This is a genomic window from Serratia sp. TSA_7 (assembly GCF_052692135.1).
In genome coordinates this window covers 26,536-44,736 of record NZ_JBQZFU010000014.1, presented here as the reverse complement: position 1 = coordinate 44,736, position 18,201 = coordinate 26,536, and the positions used below count along the sequence as shown (strand labels likewise).

Annotated in this window: 22 protein-coding genes; 12 read left to right on the top strand and 10 right to left on the bottom strand. The window is 58.3% G+C overall.

Translation table 11 applies throughout. The annotated features are described in order from the left end of the window. Positions 1-12 precede the first annotated feature (12 nt). Positions 13-459 carry a DUF1198 family protein gene (locus ACUTQW_RS24415; RefSeq protein WP_004953697.1) on the top strand — a complete coding sequence of 149 codons (447 nt, stop codon included), beginning with the start codon at positions 13-15 and terminating at the stop codon, positions 457-459. Between the two features lie 27 nt (positions 460-486). On the opposite strand, the gene ACUTQW_RS24410 is transcribed toward ACUTQW_RS24415, so the two are convergent. From ACUTQW_RS24410 to ACUTQW_RS24400, 3 genes are all read right to left on the bottom strand, one after another. Continuing rightward, positions 487-825 (bottom strand): DUF2002 family protein, encoded by a 339-nt coding sequence (locus tag ACUTQW_RS24410; RefSeq protein WP_006327427.1) that lies wholly within the window; start codon positions 823-825, stop codon positions 487-489. A 102-nt stretch (positions 826-927) separates the two neighbouring features. Next, complete coding sequence (locus ACUTQW_RS24405; RefSeq protein ID WP_020439655.1) at positions 928-2,118, bottom strand: MFS transporter; 1,191 nt, start codon at positions 2,116-2,118, stop codon at positions 928-930. Between the two features lie 94 nt (positions 2,119-2,212). Beyond that, complete coding sequence (locus ACUTQW_RS24400; RefSeq protein ID WP_064799120.1) at positions 2,213-3,226, bottom strand: helix-turn-helix domain-containing protein; 1,014 nt, start codon at positions 3,224-3,226, stop codon at positions 2,213-2,215. 145 nt (positions 3,227-3,371) lie between these two features. Here ACUTQW_RS24400 and ACUTQW_RS24395 point away from each other — a divergent pair, with 145 nt between their 5' ends. Then, positions 3,372-4,409: an alpha/beta hydrolase family protein gene (locus tag ACUTQW_RS24395; RefSeq protein ID WP_006327442.1), complete on the top strand. Its 1,038-nt coding sequence runs from the start codon at positions 3,372-3,374 to the stop codon at positions 4,407-4,409. On the opposite strand, the gene ACUTQW_RS24390 is transcribed toward ACUTQW_RS24395, so the two are convergent. Beyond that, entirely contained in the window at positions 4,369-5,265 is an 897-nt protein-coding gene (locus ACUTQW_RS24390; RefSeq protein ID WP_004953712.1) for a LysR family transcriptional regulator, read from the bottom strand. The genes ACUTQW_RS24395 and ACUTQW_RS24390 overlap by 41 nt on opposite strands. A 106-nt stretch (positions 5,266-5,371) precedes the next feature. Between ACUTQW_RS24390 and ACUTQW_RS24385 the strand changes: the two genes are divergently transcribed. Both ACUTQW_RS24385 and ACUTQW_RS24380 read left to right on the top strand, forming a co-directional pair. Next, positions 5,372-6,754: an MFS transporter gene (locus ACUTQW_RS24385; RefSeq protein ID WP_198640641.1), complete on the top strand. Its 1,383-nt coding sequence runs from the start codon at positions 5,372-5,374 to the stop codon at positions 6,752-6,754. After that, positions 6,751-7,131 (top strand): DUF4440 domain-containing protein, encoded by a 381-nt coding sequence (locus ACUTQW_RS24380; RefSeq protein WP_006327445.1) that lies wholly within the window; start codon positions 6,751-6,753, stop codon positions 7,129-7,131. Before ACUTQW_RS24385 ends, ACUTQW_RS24380 begins: the two co-directional genes overlap by 4 nt. Positions 7,132-7,325: 194 nt before the next feature. Here ACUTQW_RS24380 and asr read toward each other — a convergent pair whose 3' ends face one another. Next, a complete protein-coding gene (gene asr, locus ACUTQW_RS24375) occupies positions 7,326-7,787 on the bottom strand; it encodes an acid resistance repetitive basic protein Asr (RefSeq protein ID WP_071990173.1) in 462 nt (153 codons plus the stop codon). 190 nt (positions 7,788-7,977) lie between these two features. On the opposite strand from asr, the gene ACUTQW_RS24370 reads away from it, so the two are divergent. Both ACUTQW_RS24370 and ACUTQW_RS24365 read left to right on the top strand, forming a co-directional pair. Then, positions 7,978-8,958 (top strand): nickel/cobalt transporter, encoded by a 981-nt coding sequence (locus ACUTQW_RS24370; protein WP_198640642.1) that lies wholly within the window; start codon positions 7,978-7,980, stop codon positions 8,956-8,958. A 123-nt stretch (positions 8,959-9,081) separates the two neighbouring features. Further along, a complete protein-coding gene (locus ACUTQW_RS24365) occupies positions 9,082-9,390 on the top strand; it encodes a DUF883 family protein (RefSeq protein ID WP_004953729.1) in 309 nt (102 codons plus the stop codon). A gap of 63 nt (positions 9,391-9,453) precedes the next feature. On the opposite strand, the gene pdxR is transcribed toward ACUTQW_RS24365, so the two are convergent. After that, positions 9,454-10,890 (bottom strand): MocR-like pyridoxine biosynthesis transcription factor PdxR, encoded by a 1,437-nt coding sequence (pdxR, locus tag ACUTQW_RS24360; protein WP_006327449.1) that lies wholly within the window; start codon positions 10,888-10,890, stop codon positions 9,454-9,456. A 97-nt stretch (positions 10,891-10,987) separates the two neighbouring features. Here pdxR and ACUTQW_RS24355 point away from each other — a divergent pair, with 97 nt between their 5' ends. The 5 genes from ACUTQW_RS24355 (at position 10,988) to nrdF (ending at position 15,457) form a co-directional block, all read left to right on the top strand. Next, a complete protein-coding gene (locus ACUTQW_RS24355) occupies positions 10,988-11,419 on the top strand; it encodes a carboxymuconolactone decarboxylase family protein (RefSeq protein WP_004953740.1) in 432 nt (143 codons plus the stop codon). Between the two features lie 282 nt (positions 11,420-11,701). Beyond that, complete coding sequence (gene nrdH / locus ACUTQW_RS24350) at positions 11,702-11,938, top strand: glutaredoxin-like protein NrdH (RefSeq protein WP_006327451.1); 237 nt, start codon at positions 11,702-11,704, stop codon at positions 11,936-11,938. Between the two features lie 8 nt (positions 11,939-11,946). Further along, positions 11,947-12,351, top strand: coding sequence for a class Ib ribonucleoside-diphosphate reductase assembly flavoprotein NrdI (gene nrdI, locus ACUTQW_RS24345; RefSeq protein WP_004953744.1), 405 nt, complete (start codon positions 11,947-11,949; stop codon positions 12,349-12,351). Further along, positions 12,333-14,477 (top strand): class 1b ribonucleoside-diphosphate reductase subunit alpha, encoded by a 2,145-nt coding sequence (gene nrdE / locus ACUTQW_RS24340; protein ID WP_020439662.1) that lies wholly within the window; start codon positions 12,333-12,335, stop codon positions 14,475-14,477. Before nrdI ends, nrdE begins: the two co-directional genes overlap by 19 nt. Positions 14,478-14,485: 8 nt before the next feature. Continuing rightward, complete coding sequence (nrdF, locus tag ACUTQW_RS24335; protein WP_020439663.1) at positions 14,486-15,457, top strand: class 1b ribonucleoside-diphosphate reductase subunit beta; 972 nt, start codon at positions 14,486-14,488, stop codon at positions 15,455-15,457. Positions 15,458-15,498: 41 nt separating this feature from the next. Here the strand turns inward: nrdF and ACUTQW_RS24330 are convergent, their stop codons facing one another. The 4 genes from ACUTQW_RS24330 to ACUTQW_RS24315 form a co-directional block, all read right to left on the bottom strand. Continuing rightward, positions 15,499-15,789: a type II toxin-antitoxin system RelE/ParE family toxin gene (locus tag ACUTQW_RS24330; protein WP_062791797.1), complete on the bottom strand. Its 291-nt coding sequence runs from the start codon at positions 15,787-15,789 to the stop codon at positions 15,499-15,501. Continuing rightward, entirely contained in the window at positions 15,786-16,076 is a 291-nt protein-coding gene (locus ACUTQW_RS24325; RefSeq protein ID WP_062791798.1) for a ribbon-helix-helix protein, CopG family, read from the bottom strand. The genes ACUTQW_RS24330 and ACUTQW_RS24325 overlap by 4 nt, the downstream gene beginning before the upstream one ends. Positions 16,077-16,153: 77 nt before the next feature. Continuing rightward, complete coding sequence (locus ACUTQW_RS24320) at positions 16,154-16,351, bottom strand: DUF1289 domain-containing protein (RefSeq protein WP_445654996.1); 198 nt, start codon at positions 16,349-16,351, stop codon at positions 16,154-16,156. 72 nt (positions 16,352-16,423) lie between these two features. After that, the gene (locus ACUTQW_RS24315; protein WP_006327455.1) at positions 16,424-17,164 is read right to left on the bottom strand and encodes an SDR family oxidoreductase; all 741 of its coding nucleotides are present in this window, start codon (positions 17,162-17,164) and stop codon (positions 16,424-16,426) included. 124 nt (positions 17,165-17,288) lie between these two features. On the opposite strand from ACUTQW_RS24315, the gene ACUTQW_RS24310 reads away from it, so the two are divergent. Further along, a complete protein-coding gene (locus ACUTQW_RS24310) occupies positions 17,289-18,182 on the top strand; it encodes a LysR family transcriptional regulator (RefSeq protein WP_020439664.1) in 894 nt (297 codons plus the stop codon). The last annotated feature ends 19 nt before the right edge of the window (positions 18,183-18,201 follow it).

Below are 18,201 nucleotides of genomic sequence, written 5' to 3'. Positions count from 1 at the left end.
AATAAATCATAAATGACCTGGATCATCATCGCAGCCCTGATCGTTGTATTTATTATTGGTTACCGCATTCTGACTTCAGACACCCGCAAAGCTATCGACTCGCTGGCCCACCTGCTGAAAGTTAAACCGATGCTGATTGAATCGATGATTCAGGAAATGGGCAGCCGCAACAGCCAGACCTTTATCCGCATGCTGAACAACGGTTACACCGAAGAGATGCACCAGGCGGCTTATCTGCTGTTTATCTATCTGACCTTTATCAAGCAGGCGAGCGACGAGCAAATCGCCCTGTGGCGTGAAACGCTGCTGCGCGCCGGGCTGTCGCCGGAACTGCATGCCGAGCACACCGAGGCCGCGCTGTTTTACTTTGCCGATCTGGATATTGACGCCTTCGAACTGGCGCAGTTTCGCCGCGCCTACAATGAGCGCTTTAACCGCGAGGCGATCGCCAACGGGTGAGATACTCCCCCGCTGGCGGGGGATAGATTACAGGAACATGCTGTAGAGATAGCGCGAAAGCGCATCACGCGAGCTAAAGCCGTGGGGAATGCCATAACGCGCACTCGGGGCATCGCCGCTTAAATCCAGGGGAAATTCAAGGTACTGCTCGCTGGTGCGAATCGGCGAGGTCGGCGTGGCGAAATGCACGCTTTTCTCTTTCAGCGCAGGGTGGATAACCAGCGCCGTTCTGCCCATACGCGCTTCGCGATTCACATACACGTAGTGCTCACCCTTGCGGTAACCATAGGCTTGATCGGTGATATAATCACGTTCAAAGCCGGTATTCTCCAACACTCTAGCCACTTCATCCGGCCGTAAATACATCGATTTCTCCTCTCGTTCTGGACCGCTGAGCGACCTTACCGTAATCATGAGATGAAACAATAAATTTCTCGGTATGGATGTGGGTTTAGGAATAATCCTTAACTAGGTATTTGCTCGGTTCTGCAACAACAATCGCAGCGTCAGCAAGGCTCCCAGGAATACCATCAAGGCTGCCGCCAGGTAGATCGACGGTACGCCCATCCGGCTCATCAGCAAACCGGCCAGCGGCCCGGTGATCCCCAGCGCCAAATCGAGAAACGCCGAGTAAGTGCCAAGCGCGGTGCCCTGATTCTGCTGCGGCACCTGCTTCACCGCCTCCACCCCCAGCGCCGGAAATACCAGCGAGAAACCGGCACCGGCCAGCAACGCCCCGGCCTGCACCATCAGCGGATCATTGGCCAGCCAAATGAGCAACAGCCCCGCAATTTCAATCAGGAATGACGCCAGCGTAACCTTCAAACCACCGTGACGGTTAATGGTGTGGCTGAAGATCAGCCGGATTCCGACAAAGGCGCAGCTGAACAGCGTCAGCGAGAACGCCGCCCCGCTCCAGCCCTTATCAGCATAGTAGAGGGTAATAAAAGTGGCGATCACGCCAAAGCCCACGGTGCCCAGCGCCAACCCCAGACCGTAGGTCCAGATGCGGCCAAACACCGCGCTGAAGGCAAGGCGCTTGCCGGCGGAGATCGTCACGTTCGGTTTACCGCCCGCCAGCCACAGCGAAACCGCCACCGCCAACACGATCAGCGCCGCCACCCCGGCCAGTCCCCAAAGCTGATTGAGATAAACGCCGAGCGGCGCGCCGGCTGCCATAGCGCCGTAGGTGGCCACCCCATTCCACGAAATCACCCGGGCGGTGTGCATCGGCCCCACCCGACCTATGCCCCACAGCGTGGAACCGGTGCTGGCAAAGCTTTCGCCGACGCCGAGAAACACCCGGCCGACGCACAGCAGGATCAGGCTCAGCAGCGGCAGGTCGTCGCACCAAAAGGCGACGGCGTAAAACGCCCCGCTCACGCCGCAACAGGCCAACCCGAACAACACCACCTTTTTCGGCCCGAGTTGATCGGCATAACGCCCGGCATGCGGCCGGCTGAACAACGTTGCGAAGTACTGCGCGCTGATGATTAACCCGGCCAGCACCGAGTTATACCCGAGGTGGTTATGCACAAACCCCGGCAATACCGCCAGCGGCAAACCTATGGTCAGGTAGCAGACGAAGGTAAACATCACCACGGACAAGATCCGCCGGTTAAGCTGGAAGGTATTTTCTTTGGCGCTGACTGCGGTCATCGAGGGGGCTCGCATCAAAACGGGGTAAGCAACAGCGTTCAGCATACCCCGGCGCGATCCGATCATAAATATGAGAGTTATAACGAATTATTATTTAACTAACCTTTTGCTGCCTGCGCCATTCGCTCGGGCTGACGCCCTGGATACGCAGAAACTCACGGTTAAAATTCGATTTGGTGGTAAACCCGGCCCTTTGCATGATATCCGTCACCGGATCGTCGCCGTCCAGCAGCCACTGCGCTGCCTGGCGAATACGCAGTTGGTTCACATACTGCGACACATTCATCCCCGTATGCCGGTTGATGGCCTGGGAAACGCGCCGCGCCGGTAAGCCTGCCTTGCGCGCCAGCCGGGCCAGATTCAGCTCAGGCTCCAGATAAAGATCATCCTGCCGCAGCCGGTGTTGCACCAGACCGAACCACTCCGCCAGCCGCTCTTCGTCTTCCGTGACGCTGTCAGGCGGCTCAGGCACTCTTTCCGTCGGGGTTTCCGAAGGTCGACTGCGGGACAGCACCAAACAAATGCTCAACGCCACCAGCAGGTTGTCGAAGGTCGCCAGCATCGCGGCATGCCGTCCCTCGAAATAAGCGAAATCGAGCACAATCACCCCTTCTGCCGCCGCTATCGCCACCAGCAACATCCCCAACCCGCGCCACAGCCGATAGCTGAGCCAGCTTTCCGCCAGCGGCACCTGTTGCAACGCGTTTTCGCCGCGTCGCAGCGCGTACAACAGGGCAGCGCCGTAGCCGAGATCGGTGGCGACGATCAATATATCCAGCCAGAACGGAGCCAAGAGGCTTGCCAGCAGCGTCAGGCATAACGGCGTCAGGTGCCATAGCTCACGCCACCTCAGCCTGCCCTGAGTGCTGACAAGAAATGCCAGATAGGTCAGCGGCGGTATCGCCACCGCACCGAAGGGTTGCAGCCCGTTGAACTGCGTCAGTCCATAGCCGTAACGCAGCCCCACCAGCAGGCTCTGCCAGGCGCATAACAGCAACAACAGCTGAAACACCCAGCGCCGCGCCTGCGGCCGGCCAAGGCGGTACAGCAGCCCCAGACACAGCAGGCCAAACAGAAAAGTGACAGGAATAAGCGGCATCGGCGACATCTTGTTGTCTTCATTCGGGATCTGCAGTGTAGGACCTTAAACCTGTCAAAACAATTATTTAACGACCCGGATCGCGATCGAGGTCGCCGGATTAAGCGGCAAATGCCAGCCTTCTGCGGATTGACATACACCTTGAGGAGTAAAAATGAAAAGAGCGCTGTTTGTGTGGTTGCTGCTGTGTGGAATGGCTAACGCCGCCACTTACCGGGTCGCTACACACGATGAGGTATTTCAGGCCGGTACACGCCAGTTGGCGAGCCGTATTTATTACCCGACCTCAGCCACCGGCGCACCGCAGTGGGTCGGGGAAAACCCGGTGTTTACGGGCATCGAAAGCCAGCCGGATGCACCGGTGGCAAAGGGCCGTTTCCCGTTGATCGTGATCAGCCACGGCAGCGGCGGCAATAATGCGAGCCAGGCGTGGCTGGCGGCAGCGCTGGTACAGCAGGGTGCCCTGGTGGTAGCGGCCAATCATCCAGGCAGCACCACCGGCAACTCAATTCCTGCGCTTTCCGCCCAACTGTGGCTACAGACCGGCGATATTTCCGCATTGATTGACGCCATGACCGACGATCCCCGCTGGCGCCAGTCAATCAATCGTCAGGCGATCGGCGTTATCGGCCACTCCAAGGGCGGCTACAGCGCCATTGCCGCCCTCGGCGGCAGGATCAGGTTGGCCGATTTTATCGCCGGTTGTCGACAACGCCCTAAGTCACCTGACTGCCAGTTCTATACTCAGGCAAAGGTAGAACTGGCCCAACTCCCCGCCGGGCAGTTTGACGCCGACTACCGGGACCCGCGCATCCGCTTTGCCGTCGCCCTCGATCCCGGTATGGCGCCCTATCTGCTGCCAACCAGCCTGCATCGGCTCGGCGCGCCGCTGCTGATCGTCGAGCCGCAACGCTATTTGCCAGGCAACCGGCAACAAAGCCTTGGCGGCGCGGCGCTGGCCACGTACGCCGGGCGGCAACCGATCCGCGCGCTCAAGCTGACCGGCGGCAATCATTTTGATTTTCTGCCGCTTTGCCGGCCCAACGGGCGACAAATACTGGAGGAAGAAGGCGACGGTGAAATGCTGTGCGCCGCTTCCGGCGAACAGCGCGAAGCGGTACACCGGCAAACGTTGGCGGCTATCCTGGCGTTTATCCGCCCGTGGCTACCCGCTCACGCAGGAAATCAATAAACGCCCGCACCTTTTCCGGTACGTGGCGAGTATTTGGGTACAACGCATAGATGCTCTGCGCGGGAAACTGGTGGTCCGCCAACAGCGCGCACAGCTTGCCTTCGGCGATGGCCGGTCGTACCAGCCATTCGGGCAACAGCGCTACCCCGGCGCCATGCAGGGCAAACGCCAGCAGCGCGGCGGCGCTGTCGCCCATCAGCGTGGCGGCGTCTTCAACCTTGAACAGCACCGCCTGCCGCTGCGGGGTGATCACCTGCCAGCTCAGCGGTGAGCTGAGGCGGCTGTGGGCGATCCACTGCGCCTGCGCCAGTTGCGTCAACGAGCCGACCGGGTGGCGGGCCAGATAATCCGGCGCCGCGACCGGCAAAATGGCAAAGCTGTCGATTAGCGCGGCACGGTGGCTGGAGTCCGCCAGTTGCCCCAGCCGAATAGCCACGTCGAACCGTTCCGAAATCAAATCAGCATGGTAAGAGGAAGAAACGTGCTGAATGCGCAAACGCGGATGCAACCGTGAAAATGCCGCCAGCGCCGGTACCACCACCTGAGCGCCGTATTCCGGTGTGGTGGTGATGCGCAATACGCCGCTCAATCCGTGGTGATCGCGGCGTACATCGTCAAGCACGTTTTCCGCATCCTGCAACAGCCGCAAACAACGCTGATAAAATCGCTCGCCGGCATCGGTCAGCGCCAGCCGCCGGGTGCTGCGCACCAGCAGCGACACGCCCAGTTCGCTCTCCAACTGTTTGACATTGAAACTCACCACCGCCTTGGTTTGCCCGAGCGTCACCGCCGCAGCGGTAAAACTCCCGGCGTCCACCACCGCCACGAAAATAGCCAACCGTTGCAGGTTAAGCATGCTGCCGCCCTTTATTGTCAAAATATTTTTGACAGTGTAATCGCCCTCAGCCGATTTATCCGCACTTTCGTCACCGCTACACTGCCAGCCTTCAACCGGAGGCTCCATGCCCTATCGCATCAAAGTCGCAATCGTCTATCTGCTCGGATTTTTCGTCGATCTGATCAACATGTTTATCGCCAACGTCGCCTATCCGTCCATCGGCCATGCGCTGCATGCCTCGGTCGGCGAACTGGCCTGGGTCAGCAACGGCTATATCCTCGGCCTGACGCTGGTGATCCCGCTCAGCGCCTGGCTGGCGCAGCGCATTGGCGGGCGGCGGGTATTTTTGCTGTCGCTGACGCTGTTCATGCTGGCGACCGCAGCGGCGGGCTATGCCGGTTCAATCGGCGAGTTGGTTGGCTGGCGGGTTATACAGGGCATGGGCGGTGGGCTGCTGATCCCCATCGGCCAGACGCTGACTTATCAGCTGTATCGCAGCCATGAACGCGCCGGGCTTTCCGCCGCCATTATGCTGGTCGGCCTGCTGGCTCCCGCGCTGTCACCGGCGCTGGGCGGACTGATTGTCGATAGGCTCGACTGGCGCTGGGTATTTTTCGCCAACCTGCCGCTGGCGGCCCTGGCGCTGCTGCTGGCCGCACTTTGGCTGCGCGCCCAGGCCCCAGATCCGCAGCGCAAACCGCTCGACGTCCAGGGGCTGCTCAGCGCCTGCGCCGCCCTGACGCTGATCCTGCTTGGCCTGACTCGATTGGGGGAGGCCGACAACCTGTTGCAGGGCTTGCTGTTACTGGCCGGTGGCGCGCTGGTGCTGGCTCATTACCTGCGGCGCAGCCTGCGCATCGCCCAGCCGCTGTTAAATCTGCGGCTGGTACAGGATCCGCTGCTGCGTACCTCGATGATGATTTATCAGTGCATTCCCGGCCTGTTCATCGGCGTTAGCCTGGTCGCCATGCTGTATTTGCAAAATCAGCTGGGCATGCGCGCCGCGCAGGTCGGCGGCCTGATGCTGCCCTGGTCGCTGGCCTCATTCCTTGCCATCACGCTGACCGGCAGGAAATTCAACCTCTTTGGCCCACGGCCGCTATTTATTGCCGGCTGCCTGTTGCAGGGGCTGGGTATTCTGGCGCTGTCGCAGATTGCCCACGCCGGGGATCATGGATGGCAAATTAGCGCCTTTGCCCTGATGGGCTTTGGCGGCAGCCTGTGCAGCAGCACCGCACAAAGCAGCGCTTTCCTGCATATCGCCGATGAGCAGTTGGCGGACGCCAGCGCGCTGTGGAATATCAATCGCCAACTCAGTTTTTGCCTGGGCGTCGCGCTGCTCAGCCTGTTGCTCAATCTGCTGCTTGAACATTTTCCGCCAATTGTCGCTTATCGAAGCTGTTTTTACCTTGCCGCCGCCAGCACGCTGATCCCGCTGCTGCTGTGTCTGCGCATCGCTAATCGCGCCATCGTGCGCCGTCTCAACGCTCAACAGGAAACCTCATGAACCGATATTTTACCGAAGTGATCGACGCTCACGCCGCTATTGAAAACTGGCTGGAAAAAGGAGCGGGTGACGAGCAAGCGTTGCTGGCGCGTTTTGATCCGGCCTTCAGCATGATTGCGCTAAACGGCGGCAGGTTGGACTTCACCGCATTGTGCGCGTTTTTCCGCGCGCATCGCGCTGCTAAACCGGGCCTGGAAATCACAATAGAAGAAATGACGTTGGTGGCCGAATGGCCGACGGGGGCGGTAGTCAGTTATCGCGAAAGGCAAACGCTGCCCGGACAGGCAACCACGCTGCGTAACTCAACGGTCGTATTTGAACAGACCCAAAGTGGCCTGGGCTGGCGGCATCTGCATGAGACCCCCCTCGCACAATAATCACAGGAAACCGTCGGCCAGAAACAGTTCCCAGGCGACGATCAGCCCGCACAGGGTGACGGCGCTGAAAATCACTTCAAACAGATAGCGATTGATCATCATGAGATAGCCCTCAAAGAAAACACCCGGCGGACCGGGTGTCTGAATACTGTCTGGATCATGCGGCGCCTTCAGGCCCCGCATTTTTCACTCAATTAAGCGGCTGGAGTAGCGGCTTTTTTGGCAGCTTTGTGGTGTTTTTTAGCGGCCTGAGCTTTCTGTACTGGCGCTTTGTGGTGTTTTTTAGCGGCCTGGGCTTTCTGCACTGGCGCTTTGTGGTGTTTTTTAGCAGCCTGGGCTTTCTGAGCTGGCGCTTGCTTGGTGGCTTTGTGGTGCTTTTTGGCAGCCTGGGCTTTCTGAACAGCGGCTTTTTTGTGGTGCTTTTTAGCGGCCTGAGCTTTCTGAGCTGGGGCTTTTTTGTGGTGCTTCGCTTTCTTGTGATGCGTTGCTTTAGCTGGTGCTTTCTCAGCAGCAGCAGCGGCCGGCGCAGCGGTAGTAGTGGTGGTGGTTGCAGCCGGAGTGGTAGTTGCTGGAGCAGCAGCTGCAGTATCAGCAGCGAAAGCAACAGAAGACAGACCCATGGTAGCAGCAACGATCAGGGCTAATACTTTTTTCATCTTTAAATCCTCAGAGTGTTTTTTCGGTAAGCCCTGTTGGGCCGTTGAAACAGATACTAGAGGAATCGATGGGCCGCTTCCGTGAGTGATTGGTTTCGCCGCGTAACCAAATGTACAAGGCTTGTGAACAACGTACACAGGTATATGCTGAGCGTAGGTACGCTCCTCTTCTCTATAGGCAGAACCTGCCATGAAAACGACATCGATGAACATTACGCCGGCAAAATTTGCCGGTCTGGGTGCCGGCACGCTGGTGCTGCTGGCAGTGATCTCTTTGTTTGCTCGTCACTGGGCGGAGTTCGTCCAATACTGTATCAATGCCCAGATCTACCTGCATCGCTATCTGGTGCTGTATCTGTTGCAGCAACGCAATCACCAGTACAGCGGCGGCGTGATGCTGGCGCTGGGCAGCTTTATTTACGGTTTCCTGCATTCCGTCGGCCCCGGCCACGGTAAATTCGTGATTACCACCTATTTGGCAACCCACCGTCGACAGCTGAACGCCAGCCGCCTGATCACTCTGTTCGGCAGCCTGCTGCAGGGCGTTGTGGCAATCCTGTTCGTATTGGTGTTGGCGGTATCGCTGAACCTGTCAATGGGTGACCTCAGCCTGAGCCGCTACTGGCTGGAGAAAGGCAGCGCCCTATTTATCGCCGCTTTTGGACTGGTGGTGATCCTGCGCGCCATCGGCCTGCAACGGCGTAAACCGCTGATAATCAACAGCCTAAAACCGGCAACGACGGCAGAGTACCAGGGCCATACCGACGATTGCGCCTGCGGCCACCGGCACCTGCCCGGGGCTGCGGAAATGACCGGAGACTGGCGTAATGCGCTGTGGCTTGTCCTCTCGATAGGCATCCGTCCGTGCAGCGGCGCAATCCTGATCCTGGTCTTTGCCAATGCTGTCGGCATGTTCACCTGGGGAGTGATTTCCGCCATGAGCATGGCGCTCGGGACTGCGTTGTCGATCATGATCCTCGCAACCCTCGTTCATTACGCACGGGAAAAGTTTATTGCCGCCAACGGCAACCTCACGGGCAAACGACTGGCGCAGGCGTCGCAGTTGGCAATGATTGTCGGCGGCGTTCTGCTGGTGTTGTTTGCTCTGCTGCTATTCAGCTCCGTCATCCCGATCAGCGCCAACGGCGACTTTATTGCCGCCGGTTGTTGATAGCTGTTATCACGCGGCCAACGGTCACGAAAACAAAGCATAACCGCGGTTTTTTCCGTGATCGCCAACACAGTTTGAAACATGGTCTACACTTAATAGACATGTGTCGAAACGGAGAGTCGAATGTTTAGGAAATCTGAAAAAGTAGAACGCGACATCGATCAGGACGTCACCCTTCTGGCAGACACGCTGGATGAGGTGCTACGCGAATCCGGTGACAAGACCAAAGAAGAGCTGAAAGAGCTGCACAGCAAGGCAAAAGGCGTATTACGCGATGCCCGTGCCCGCTTCAATGGTTCCAACAGTCTGACACAACACGCACGCGACGCCGTCGATCAAGCCGACAGCTATGTACGTGACAAACCTTGGCAGGGCGTAGGGATCGGGGCCGCTGTTGGCATCGTCCTCGGCGTTCTGCTGGCCCGGCGTTAACACCCCTTGCAGTCATAAAGATAAAACAGATGTGCGTCTGGCCCACGGGAAACCGTGGGCCGTTTAATTTCCGCCGTTGAATAACCTGGCCAGTCTGGCCACCGCCCGTTCCGCATCCGTCCGTTGCGTGAAGTTGGCAAAGCCCATTAACAGGCCTTCTCCTGAAGGGTGAGTTATCTGCCAATCCGACAACGCCTGCAGCGACAGCCCGTCCTCCCAGCCACGCTGCGCCAGACGCTTATCCTGCCCCGACGCCGCCGTCAGGCGAGCCAACAACTGAATGCCGCCCGCCTGCGATGCCACCGCAAGATGCTCGCTCAACTGTTGCTCGATCGCCTGCGCCAGCCATTCACGCCGCTGACGGTAGATAGGCCGCATTCGCTTCAAATGGCGGTAAAAATGCCCCTGATTGATAAAGTTCGCCACACCGGCTTGCATCAACGGCGGGCAACCGCAACCCCGCAGCCGGCTGCTGTGGCCAAAGGCCTCCACCAGTTCGGCAGGCACCACCAAATAAGCCATCCGCAACGCAGGAAACAGGGTTTTGCTGAAGGTGCCGGCGTACAGCACCCGTCCCTGGCGATCGAGGCTTTTCAGCGGCGGCAACGGCCGGCCGTGATAGCGGACCTCACTGTCATAGTCATCTTCAAGGATCCACGCCGCGCGCTGCTGCGCCCATTCCAACAGCGCCACACGCCTGGCCAGGCTGAGCGACACGCCCAGCGGGCTTTGATGCGTCGGCGTCAACACCGCCATGCGTGCGCCTGGCGCGGCGGCAATACCGGCGGCGATATTCATCCCTTGATCGTCGACCGGCACCGCCACTGGCCGCATGCCGGCTGCGCGAAACAGCGGCAGCGTCACCGGATACCCCGGATCCTCCAGCCACACGTCATCACCCGGCGTTAACAAGGTGCCGATAACCCGATCCAGCAACGCCTGATAACCGGCGCACACGAAGACCTGCTCCGGCCGGCAGCTGATGCCCCGAGAAAGATGCAAATAATTGACGATGGCCGCACGCAGTTCCGGCAGGCCATTGGTGGGTGGATGCGCCAGCGAAGCCGTAGTACCGGTGCGCAGCTCGCGGGCGACGATCCGCTGCCACAGCGCACGCGGAAAGGCGTCCAGCGCCGGTAGCCCCAGTTGAAACGGCGGCATCATTCCGTTCGGATGCAGCGAGTTCGGCGCCACCGCCGGCAAGGGTTCCGCCACCGGCGCGGCGCGTATCGGCAAGTTAGGCAACTGCGGTGAAACATAGGTGCCCGCCTGCCCCCGGCTCTGCAAAAAACCTTCGGCAATCAACTGAGCATAGGCGTTTTCTACGGTGGCGCGCGCTACGCCCAGATCGCTCGCCAATCCACGCACCGAAGGCAACCGGCTGCCCGCCGTCAGCGCCCCCTGCGCAATGGCGTCTTTAATCCGCAGATAAATCTGCCGGTACAGCGGCTCGGCAAGCTGGTTATCCAGCCGCAGGGAGGAAAGAAATTGGCGCATCATGGCCCGGTTAAATAATCATTTTATGGCCCTATAGCATAGTCCATGTCGCCGCTAAAGTAGCCCCCATGATTTTGCTATCCGCTAAACGAGGTTGACCATGATTAAGCAACGATTGAAATACGCCGAACTCTCTGCCGCCCCTTACAAAGGCCTGGTAAGCGCGCTGATGGCGCTGGAGAAAGGCGCACTGGACAAGGCGACTATCGAGCTGATGTTTATGCGAGTCTCCCAAATCAACGGCTGTGCCTTCTGCCTGGAGATGCACGGCAAGGCGCTACGCGAAAGCGGCATCAGTAACGACAAACTGGACCAACTGGCGGGCTGGCGCGTCAGCAATGCATTCAGCGCGCGCGAACGCGCGGCGCTGGAGTGGGCGGAGTCCGTGACCCTGATCGCCGCCACCGGCGCACCGGATAGCGCATTTGAAGCGTTGCAGGCGCACTTCAGCGACGCAGAAATTGCCGATCTGACTTTTGCCATCAGCATCATGAACGCCTTTAACCGCCTGGCCGTCAGCATGCGTCAGTAACCAGACTGCACGTCCCCTCTCCTTGCGAGAGGGTTCTCTCCTACCGAAAGCCCCTCGAAATAAATTTCACGCCCCCAGATCCAGCCCCACTGCGGCCTTAGCGAAAAAAACCATCAAAACACCATATATAGCGTGGTTGATAAATAAAATATCAACATATAGTATTCAGCTTATCCGGTGTCGGTATGATTTGTCGCTGGGTAACGCCGTCAGAAACGCCGTTCAATGCTCCGTTATCTGACCTGTCCGCCTTTCCTTCACCTTAAAAGGTAAATGCGAATCATGAGCATTATTATTTACAGTAAACCGGACTGTGTCCAGTGCAACGCCACCTATCGCGCCTTTGATCGACAAGGCATTGACTATCAGGTGATCGACCTCACTCAGGATCAACAGGCGCTTAACCATGTTAAATCTCTGGGTTATCAGCAGGTTCCGGTGATTATCGCCGGTGACGATCACTGGTCAGGTTTCCGCCCCGACAAGATTGGCGCCCTGGCCCACGCCCTCGCGTCCTGAGGCCCGCCATGCACCCGTTGGTTTATTTCTCCAGCAGTTCGGAGAACACCCACAGGTTCGTTGAAAAACTGGGCTTGCCGGCGATGCGCATTCCCATCGCCGGCGCCCGCAGCAAATTGCTGATGGAAGAACCCTATATCCTGATTGTGCCCAGTTATGGCGGCGGCAGCGCCGTGGGGGCCGTGCCGATCCAGGTGATCCGCTTTCTCAACGATCCGCAGAATCGCTCATACCTGCGCGGCGTTATCGCCGCCGGGAATACCAACTTCGGCGCAGCGTACGGCATTGCCGGCGACATCATCGCCAAGAAATGTCAGGTGCCTTTTCTTTACCGCTTTGAGCTGCTCGGCACCACGCAAGACGTTGCAAACGTTCGACAGGGAGTAACCGCATTTTGGCAACGACAGAACTGACCAGGCCCGCCTCCGGCGCGCTGGATTACCATTCGCTCAACGCGATGCTCAATCTTTATGATGCCGAAGGCCGTATCCAGTTCGATAAGGATCGGCTGGCGGCGCGGCACTATTTCCTGCAGCACGTGAATCAGAACACCGTGTTCTTTCACAATCTGGAAGAGAAGCTGCGCTATCTGGTGGAGGAAGGTTATTACGAGCAGGCGGTGCTGGCGCAGTACGACTTCAGCTTTATCAAACAGCTGTTTCAGCAGGCCTACGCCAAAAAATTCCGCTTCGAGACCTTCCTCGGCGCCTTCAAATACTACACCAGCTATACGCTGAAAACCTTCGACGGCAAACGTTATCTGGAACGTTACGAAGACCGCGTATGCATGGTGGCGTTGACGCTGGCAGCGGGGGATACCCGGCTTGCGCAGGATCTGGTGGAAGAGATGATTTCCGGCCGTTTCCAGCCGGCGACGCCAACCTTCCTCAACTGCGGCAAACAGCAGCGTGGCGAGCTGGTTTCCTGCTTCCTGTTGCGCATCGAAGACAATATGGAGTCGATCGGTCGGGCGGTGAATTCCGCGCTGCAATTGTCGAAACGCGGCGGCGGCGTGGCGTTTCTGCTGACCAACATTCGCGAAGTGGGCGCCCCTATCAAGCGCATTGAAAACCAGTCTTCCGGCGTCATCCCGATCATGAAAATGCTCGAGGACGCCTTTTCCTACGCCAACCAGTTGGGTGCGCGTCAGGGAGCCGGCGCGGTGTATCTCAATGCGCACCACCCCGACATCCTGCGTTTCCTCGATACCAAGCGCGAAAACGCCGACGAGAAAATCCGCATCAAGACGCTGTCGCTGGGGGTAGTGATCCCGGATATCACCTTCGAGCTGGCCAAAAATAACGAAGAGATGTACCTGTTCTCGCCTTACGACGTCGAGCAGGTGTACGGCGTGCCGTTCTCGGAAATCAGCGTCAGCGAGAAGTACCGCGAAATGGTGGATGACAAGCGCATCCGCAAATCGCGCATCAATGCACGCGAGTTCTTCCAGGTGCTGGCGGAGATCCAGTTTGAATCCGGCTACCCGTACATGATGTTCGAAGATACGGTCAACCGCGAGAACCCGATCGCCGGGCGCATCAACATGAGCAACCTGTGTTCGGAGATTTTGCAGGTCAACCGCGCCAGCACTTATCACGATGACCTGAGCTACGATCGGGTGGGCAAGGACATTTCCTGCAACCTCGGTTCGCTGAACATCGCCAAAACCATGGATTCACCGGACTTCGGCAAAGCGGTCGACACCGCCATTCGCGCGCTGACCGCCGTGGCCGACATGAGCGATATTCGCTCGGTGCCGTCGATCGCCGAAGGCAACCGCAGCTCGCACGCCATTGGCCTGGGCCAGATGAACCTGCACGGCTATCTGGCGCGTGAACGTATCTTCTACGGCTCGGAAGAAGGCATCGACTTCACCAATATCTATTTCTATACCGTGGCTTACCACGCCATTCGTGCCTCCAACCGGTTAGCGATCGAGCGCGGCAGCGCGTTCGAAGGCTTCGAGCATTCCACCTACGCTTCCGGCGACTACTTCACCAAATATACCGAACGGGAATGGCTGCCGCGGACCGAACGGGTTCGCACGCTGTTCGCCGATGCCAATATCGCCATCCCAGGCCGTGAAGAGTGGCTGGCGCTGCGCCAGTCGGTGATGATGCACGGGTTGTATAACCAAAATCTGCAGGCGGTGCCGCCGACCGGATCTATTTCCTACATCAACAATTCGACCTCCAGCATTCACCCGATCGTGTCGCGCATCGAGATCCGCAAAGAGGGAAAAATTGGCCGCGTGTACTATCCGGCACCCTATATGACCAACGACAACCTGGAGTATTACCAGGATGCCTATGACATTGGCCCGGAAAAGATTATCGACACCTACGCCGCCGCCGGCCAGCACGTCGATCAGGGGCTGTCGCTGACGCTGTTCTTCCGCGATACCGCCACCACCCGCGATATCAACCGGGCGCAGATTTACGCCTGGCGCCAGGGTATCAAAACCATTTACTACATCCGCCTGCGCCAGATGGCGCTGGAAGGCACCGAGGTGCAGGGCTGCGTGTCCTGTGCGCTGTGAGGCAACTTATGACTATCGTTAAACCGGCGCCGCTGGTGCGCGCCATCAACTGGAATAGCATCGAAGACGATAAGGATCTGGAAGTCTGGAACCGTCTGACCTCCAACTTCTGGCTGCCGGAGAAGGTGCCGCTGTCTAACGACATCCCTTCCTGGGCCACGCTGACGCCGAAAGAACAACAGCTGACCATCCGCGTGTTCACCGGGCTGACGCTGCTGGACACTATTCAGAATACCGTCGGCGCGCCGGCACTGATCGCCGATGCTTTGACGCCGCACGAAGAGGCGGTCTATTCGAACATCGGCTTTATGGAGGCGGTGCACGCCCGCTCTTACAGTTCGATTTTCTCCACCCTGTGCCAAACGCCGGACGTGGACGATGCTTACCGCTGGAGCGAGGAGAACCGCGCGCTGCAAAAAAAAGCCCACATCATTCTGGCCCACTACCGCAGCGACGATCCGCTGCTGAAGAAGGTCGCCAGCGTGTTTCTGGAATCCTTCCTGTTCTATTCGGGCTTTTATCTGCCGATGTACTGGTCGAGCCGCGCCAAACTGACCAACACCGCCGATTTGATCCGCCTGATCATTCGCGACGAAGCGGTGCACGGTTATTACATCGGCTATAAATTCCAGAAAGGGCTGGAGAAAGTTGACGCCACGCGCCGCCAGCAGGTGAAAAATTTCGCCTTCGATTTGCTGCAGGATCTGTACGACAACGAGGTGCGCTATACCGAGGAGCTGTATGACGGCGTGGGCTGGACGGAAGACGTGAAAACCTTCCTGCACTACAACGCCAACAAGGCGCTGATGAACCTGGGCTATGAAGCGCTGTTTCCACCGGCGATGGCGGAGGTCAACCCGGCCATTCTCTCGGCGCTGTCGCCAAACGCCGATGAGAACCACGATTTCTTCTCCGGCTCAGGTTCGTCTTACGTGATTGGCAAAGCGGTCAATACCGAGGATGAAGACTGGGATTTCTGAGGGGGTTATCGCGATATCGGCCTGCGAGGGCCGGTATCTCGCTATTCATAGCCCAGTTCTTTCTGGCTATGGATCGCCAGAACAAATGCAGTATCAATATCAGGAATGTATTTGTAGAGGGCCAAATATCCTCTGCTTTGCTGACCTATGATCAACTCGCGCTTTCCTGCACTCAGCGCCCTGCCAATTAACGGATTATGTTCCAGTACCGCAATCGCCTGGATAATTTCCTGAATTCGCAGTCCGGCATCTGCAACCTCGTAATAGGCCAAATGGACGAGAATACGCTCAATATCATCCCTGATCTCTGGCGCCAGCTCGACTTTTGTCATCCGCGTCCCAACTTTTTAACCGAAGGTTTGATGGCCGCAATATCCCCCGCCACATAGTTTTCCAGATAACCACGCATCTCCTTCCAAGAGAGGGTCTCACCGGTAGCGATAATCCTGGCGTAACGTTTTTCCGCTTCATCTTCAAAATCGCTACGCAATTCTTCGCGCTGAGTTTTCTCTGCAATCGCCTGCAGAATAAAGTTATGCGAGGTCACACCGGCTTGCTCAGCCACGGCCGCGACTCGAGCTTTAAGTTCTTCAGGTAGACGAATGGTGGTGGTTGGCATAGTCATAAACCTCAGCGCTGACAGAGCGAATGTAGCTCAATTGTGCTACATCAATAGGGGTTACTCAATAGCCTTGTCTATTTATTCATCTCTGCGCGCAGCCGGAGGCGTTGCCAGATGGCGCGTTTCTCCTCGTCGCTGGCGGTTGGCCAGGCGGCGATTTCATCCAGCGTGCGCCAACAACCCCGACACCACTGCTTATCGGCATCGATCCGACAAAGGGCGATGCAGGGCGAGCGAACGCCGTCGTCCCCTGAGTTATTGTTACCCGCCATAAAACGCCTCCTAAATTTGCCCGCCACAGGATACCCGATCCGGCAACGGGAAACCGCGAACTTTGCGCAGGATCAGATGATGCCGCCGTTGGCGCGCAGGGTTTGACCGTTGACCCAACTGCCGTCGGCACCGGCCAGGAAGGATACCGCTGCGGCGATATCCTGCGGTTGGCCCAGGCGTTCCAGCGGTGCCATCTGCGCCAGACGCTCGATCAGATCCGGAGTTTTGCCATCCAGGAACAGGCTGGTGGCGGTCGGCCCAGGCGCAATCGCATTGACGGTAATGTTGCGGCCGCGCAGCTCTTTCGCCAATACGCTGGTCAGCGCTTCGACGGCGGCTTTGCTGGCGGCATACATGCCGTAACCCGGCTGCAATAACCCCACCACGCTGGATGAAAAGTTAATGATGCGCCCATTGTCACGCAAACGCTTTGCCGCTTCGCGCAGTGTGTTGAAGGTGCCTTTCAGGTTGATGTCGATCAGGCGATCGGCGTCGGCGTCGCTCATTTCCGCCACAGGCGCCAGAGCAATCACTCCGGCGTTATTCACCAGGATATCGACGCCGCCGAAAGCCTGTTCGGCGCGGTCAAACAGTTGGGCGACGGCAGCCGCATCGCTGACGTCGGCTTTGGCGCTCAGCGCGCGGCCGCCGTTTTGTTCAATTTTACGCACCAGCTCATCCGCCAATGCCTGGTTGCCCGAATAGTTGACGATTACGGTAAAGCCGTCGGCGGCAAGGCGCTCGGCAATGGCGGCGCCAATGCCGCGAGAGGCCCCGGTCACAATGGCGATTTGCGGGTTGCTGTTGTTCATCTTCTCAGTCCTCTTCGAGTAAGCGTCGGCAGGCTTGCCGGCGTGGAGTGATCATGCACCTTTCGCATCAGCGAATAATTACCTAAAATTCGTTATCACTATCCGAAATAAACGAACAATGACGATGGACAGAATTGATGCCATGCGCCTGTTCACCCGCGTGGTGGAACAGCGCAGTTTTACTCAAGCCGCACAGGATATGAACCTGCCGCGGTCGACGGTGACCGATGCCATCAAACAACTGGAGGCGCGGTTGCAGGTGCGACTGTTGCAGCGCACCACGCGCCATGTCAGCCCGACGCTGGATGGCGAAGCCTACTATCAGCGTTGCCTGATCATTCTGGCGGATATCGAAGATGCCGAGATGGCGTTTGCCGGTGCCAAGCCGCGTGGGCTATTGCGCATCGACGTACATGGCACGCTGGCGCGGCACTTTCTGCTGCCTGGCCTGCCCGATTTTCTGGCGCAGTACCCGGATATCGAATTTTACATGAGCGAAGGCGACAGACTGGTGGATCCGGTACGGGAAGGCATCGACTGCGTGGTGCGCGTCGGCAAGCTGAAAGACAGCGATATGGCGGCGCGCCGCTTGGGGGAGCTGGAAGAAATCACCTGTGCCGCGCCGGAATACCTGCGGCGCTTCGGTACGCCGTTGAGCATTGATCAACTTCAGGGGCACCGCATGGTCGGTTTCCGCTCCTCGGCTACCGGCGCGGTGATGCCGCTGGAGTTTAACGTCAACGGCCTGCCGCAACAGGTGACATTGCCCAGTACGGTGTCGGTCAGCGCGGCGGAAAGCCTGGTCGCGGCGGCGCGCATGGGGCTGGGCATTATTCAGGTACCGCGTTATCACCTGCTTGACGATTTGACCAACGGCAGCCTGCTGCCGCTGCTGCCGCAATGCCCGTCCACACCGATGCCGGTTTCGCTGCTGTACCCGCGCAACCGTCAACTGTCGCCACGGGTGAGGGTCTTTATCGACTGGTTCAGCAAGGTTTTTGCCGCACACAATCAATAACAAGCCGCCTGTTCGGCGG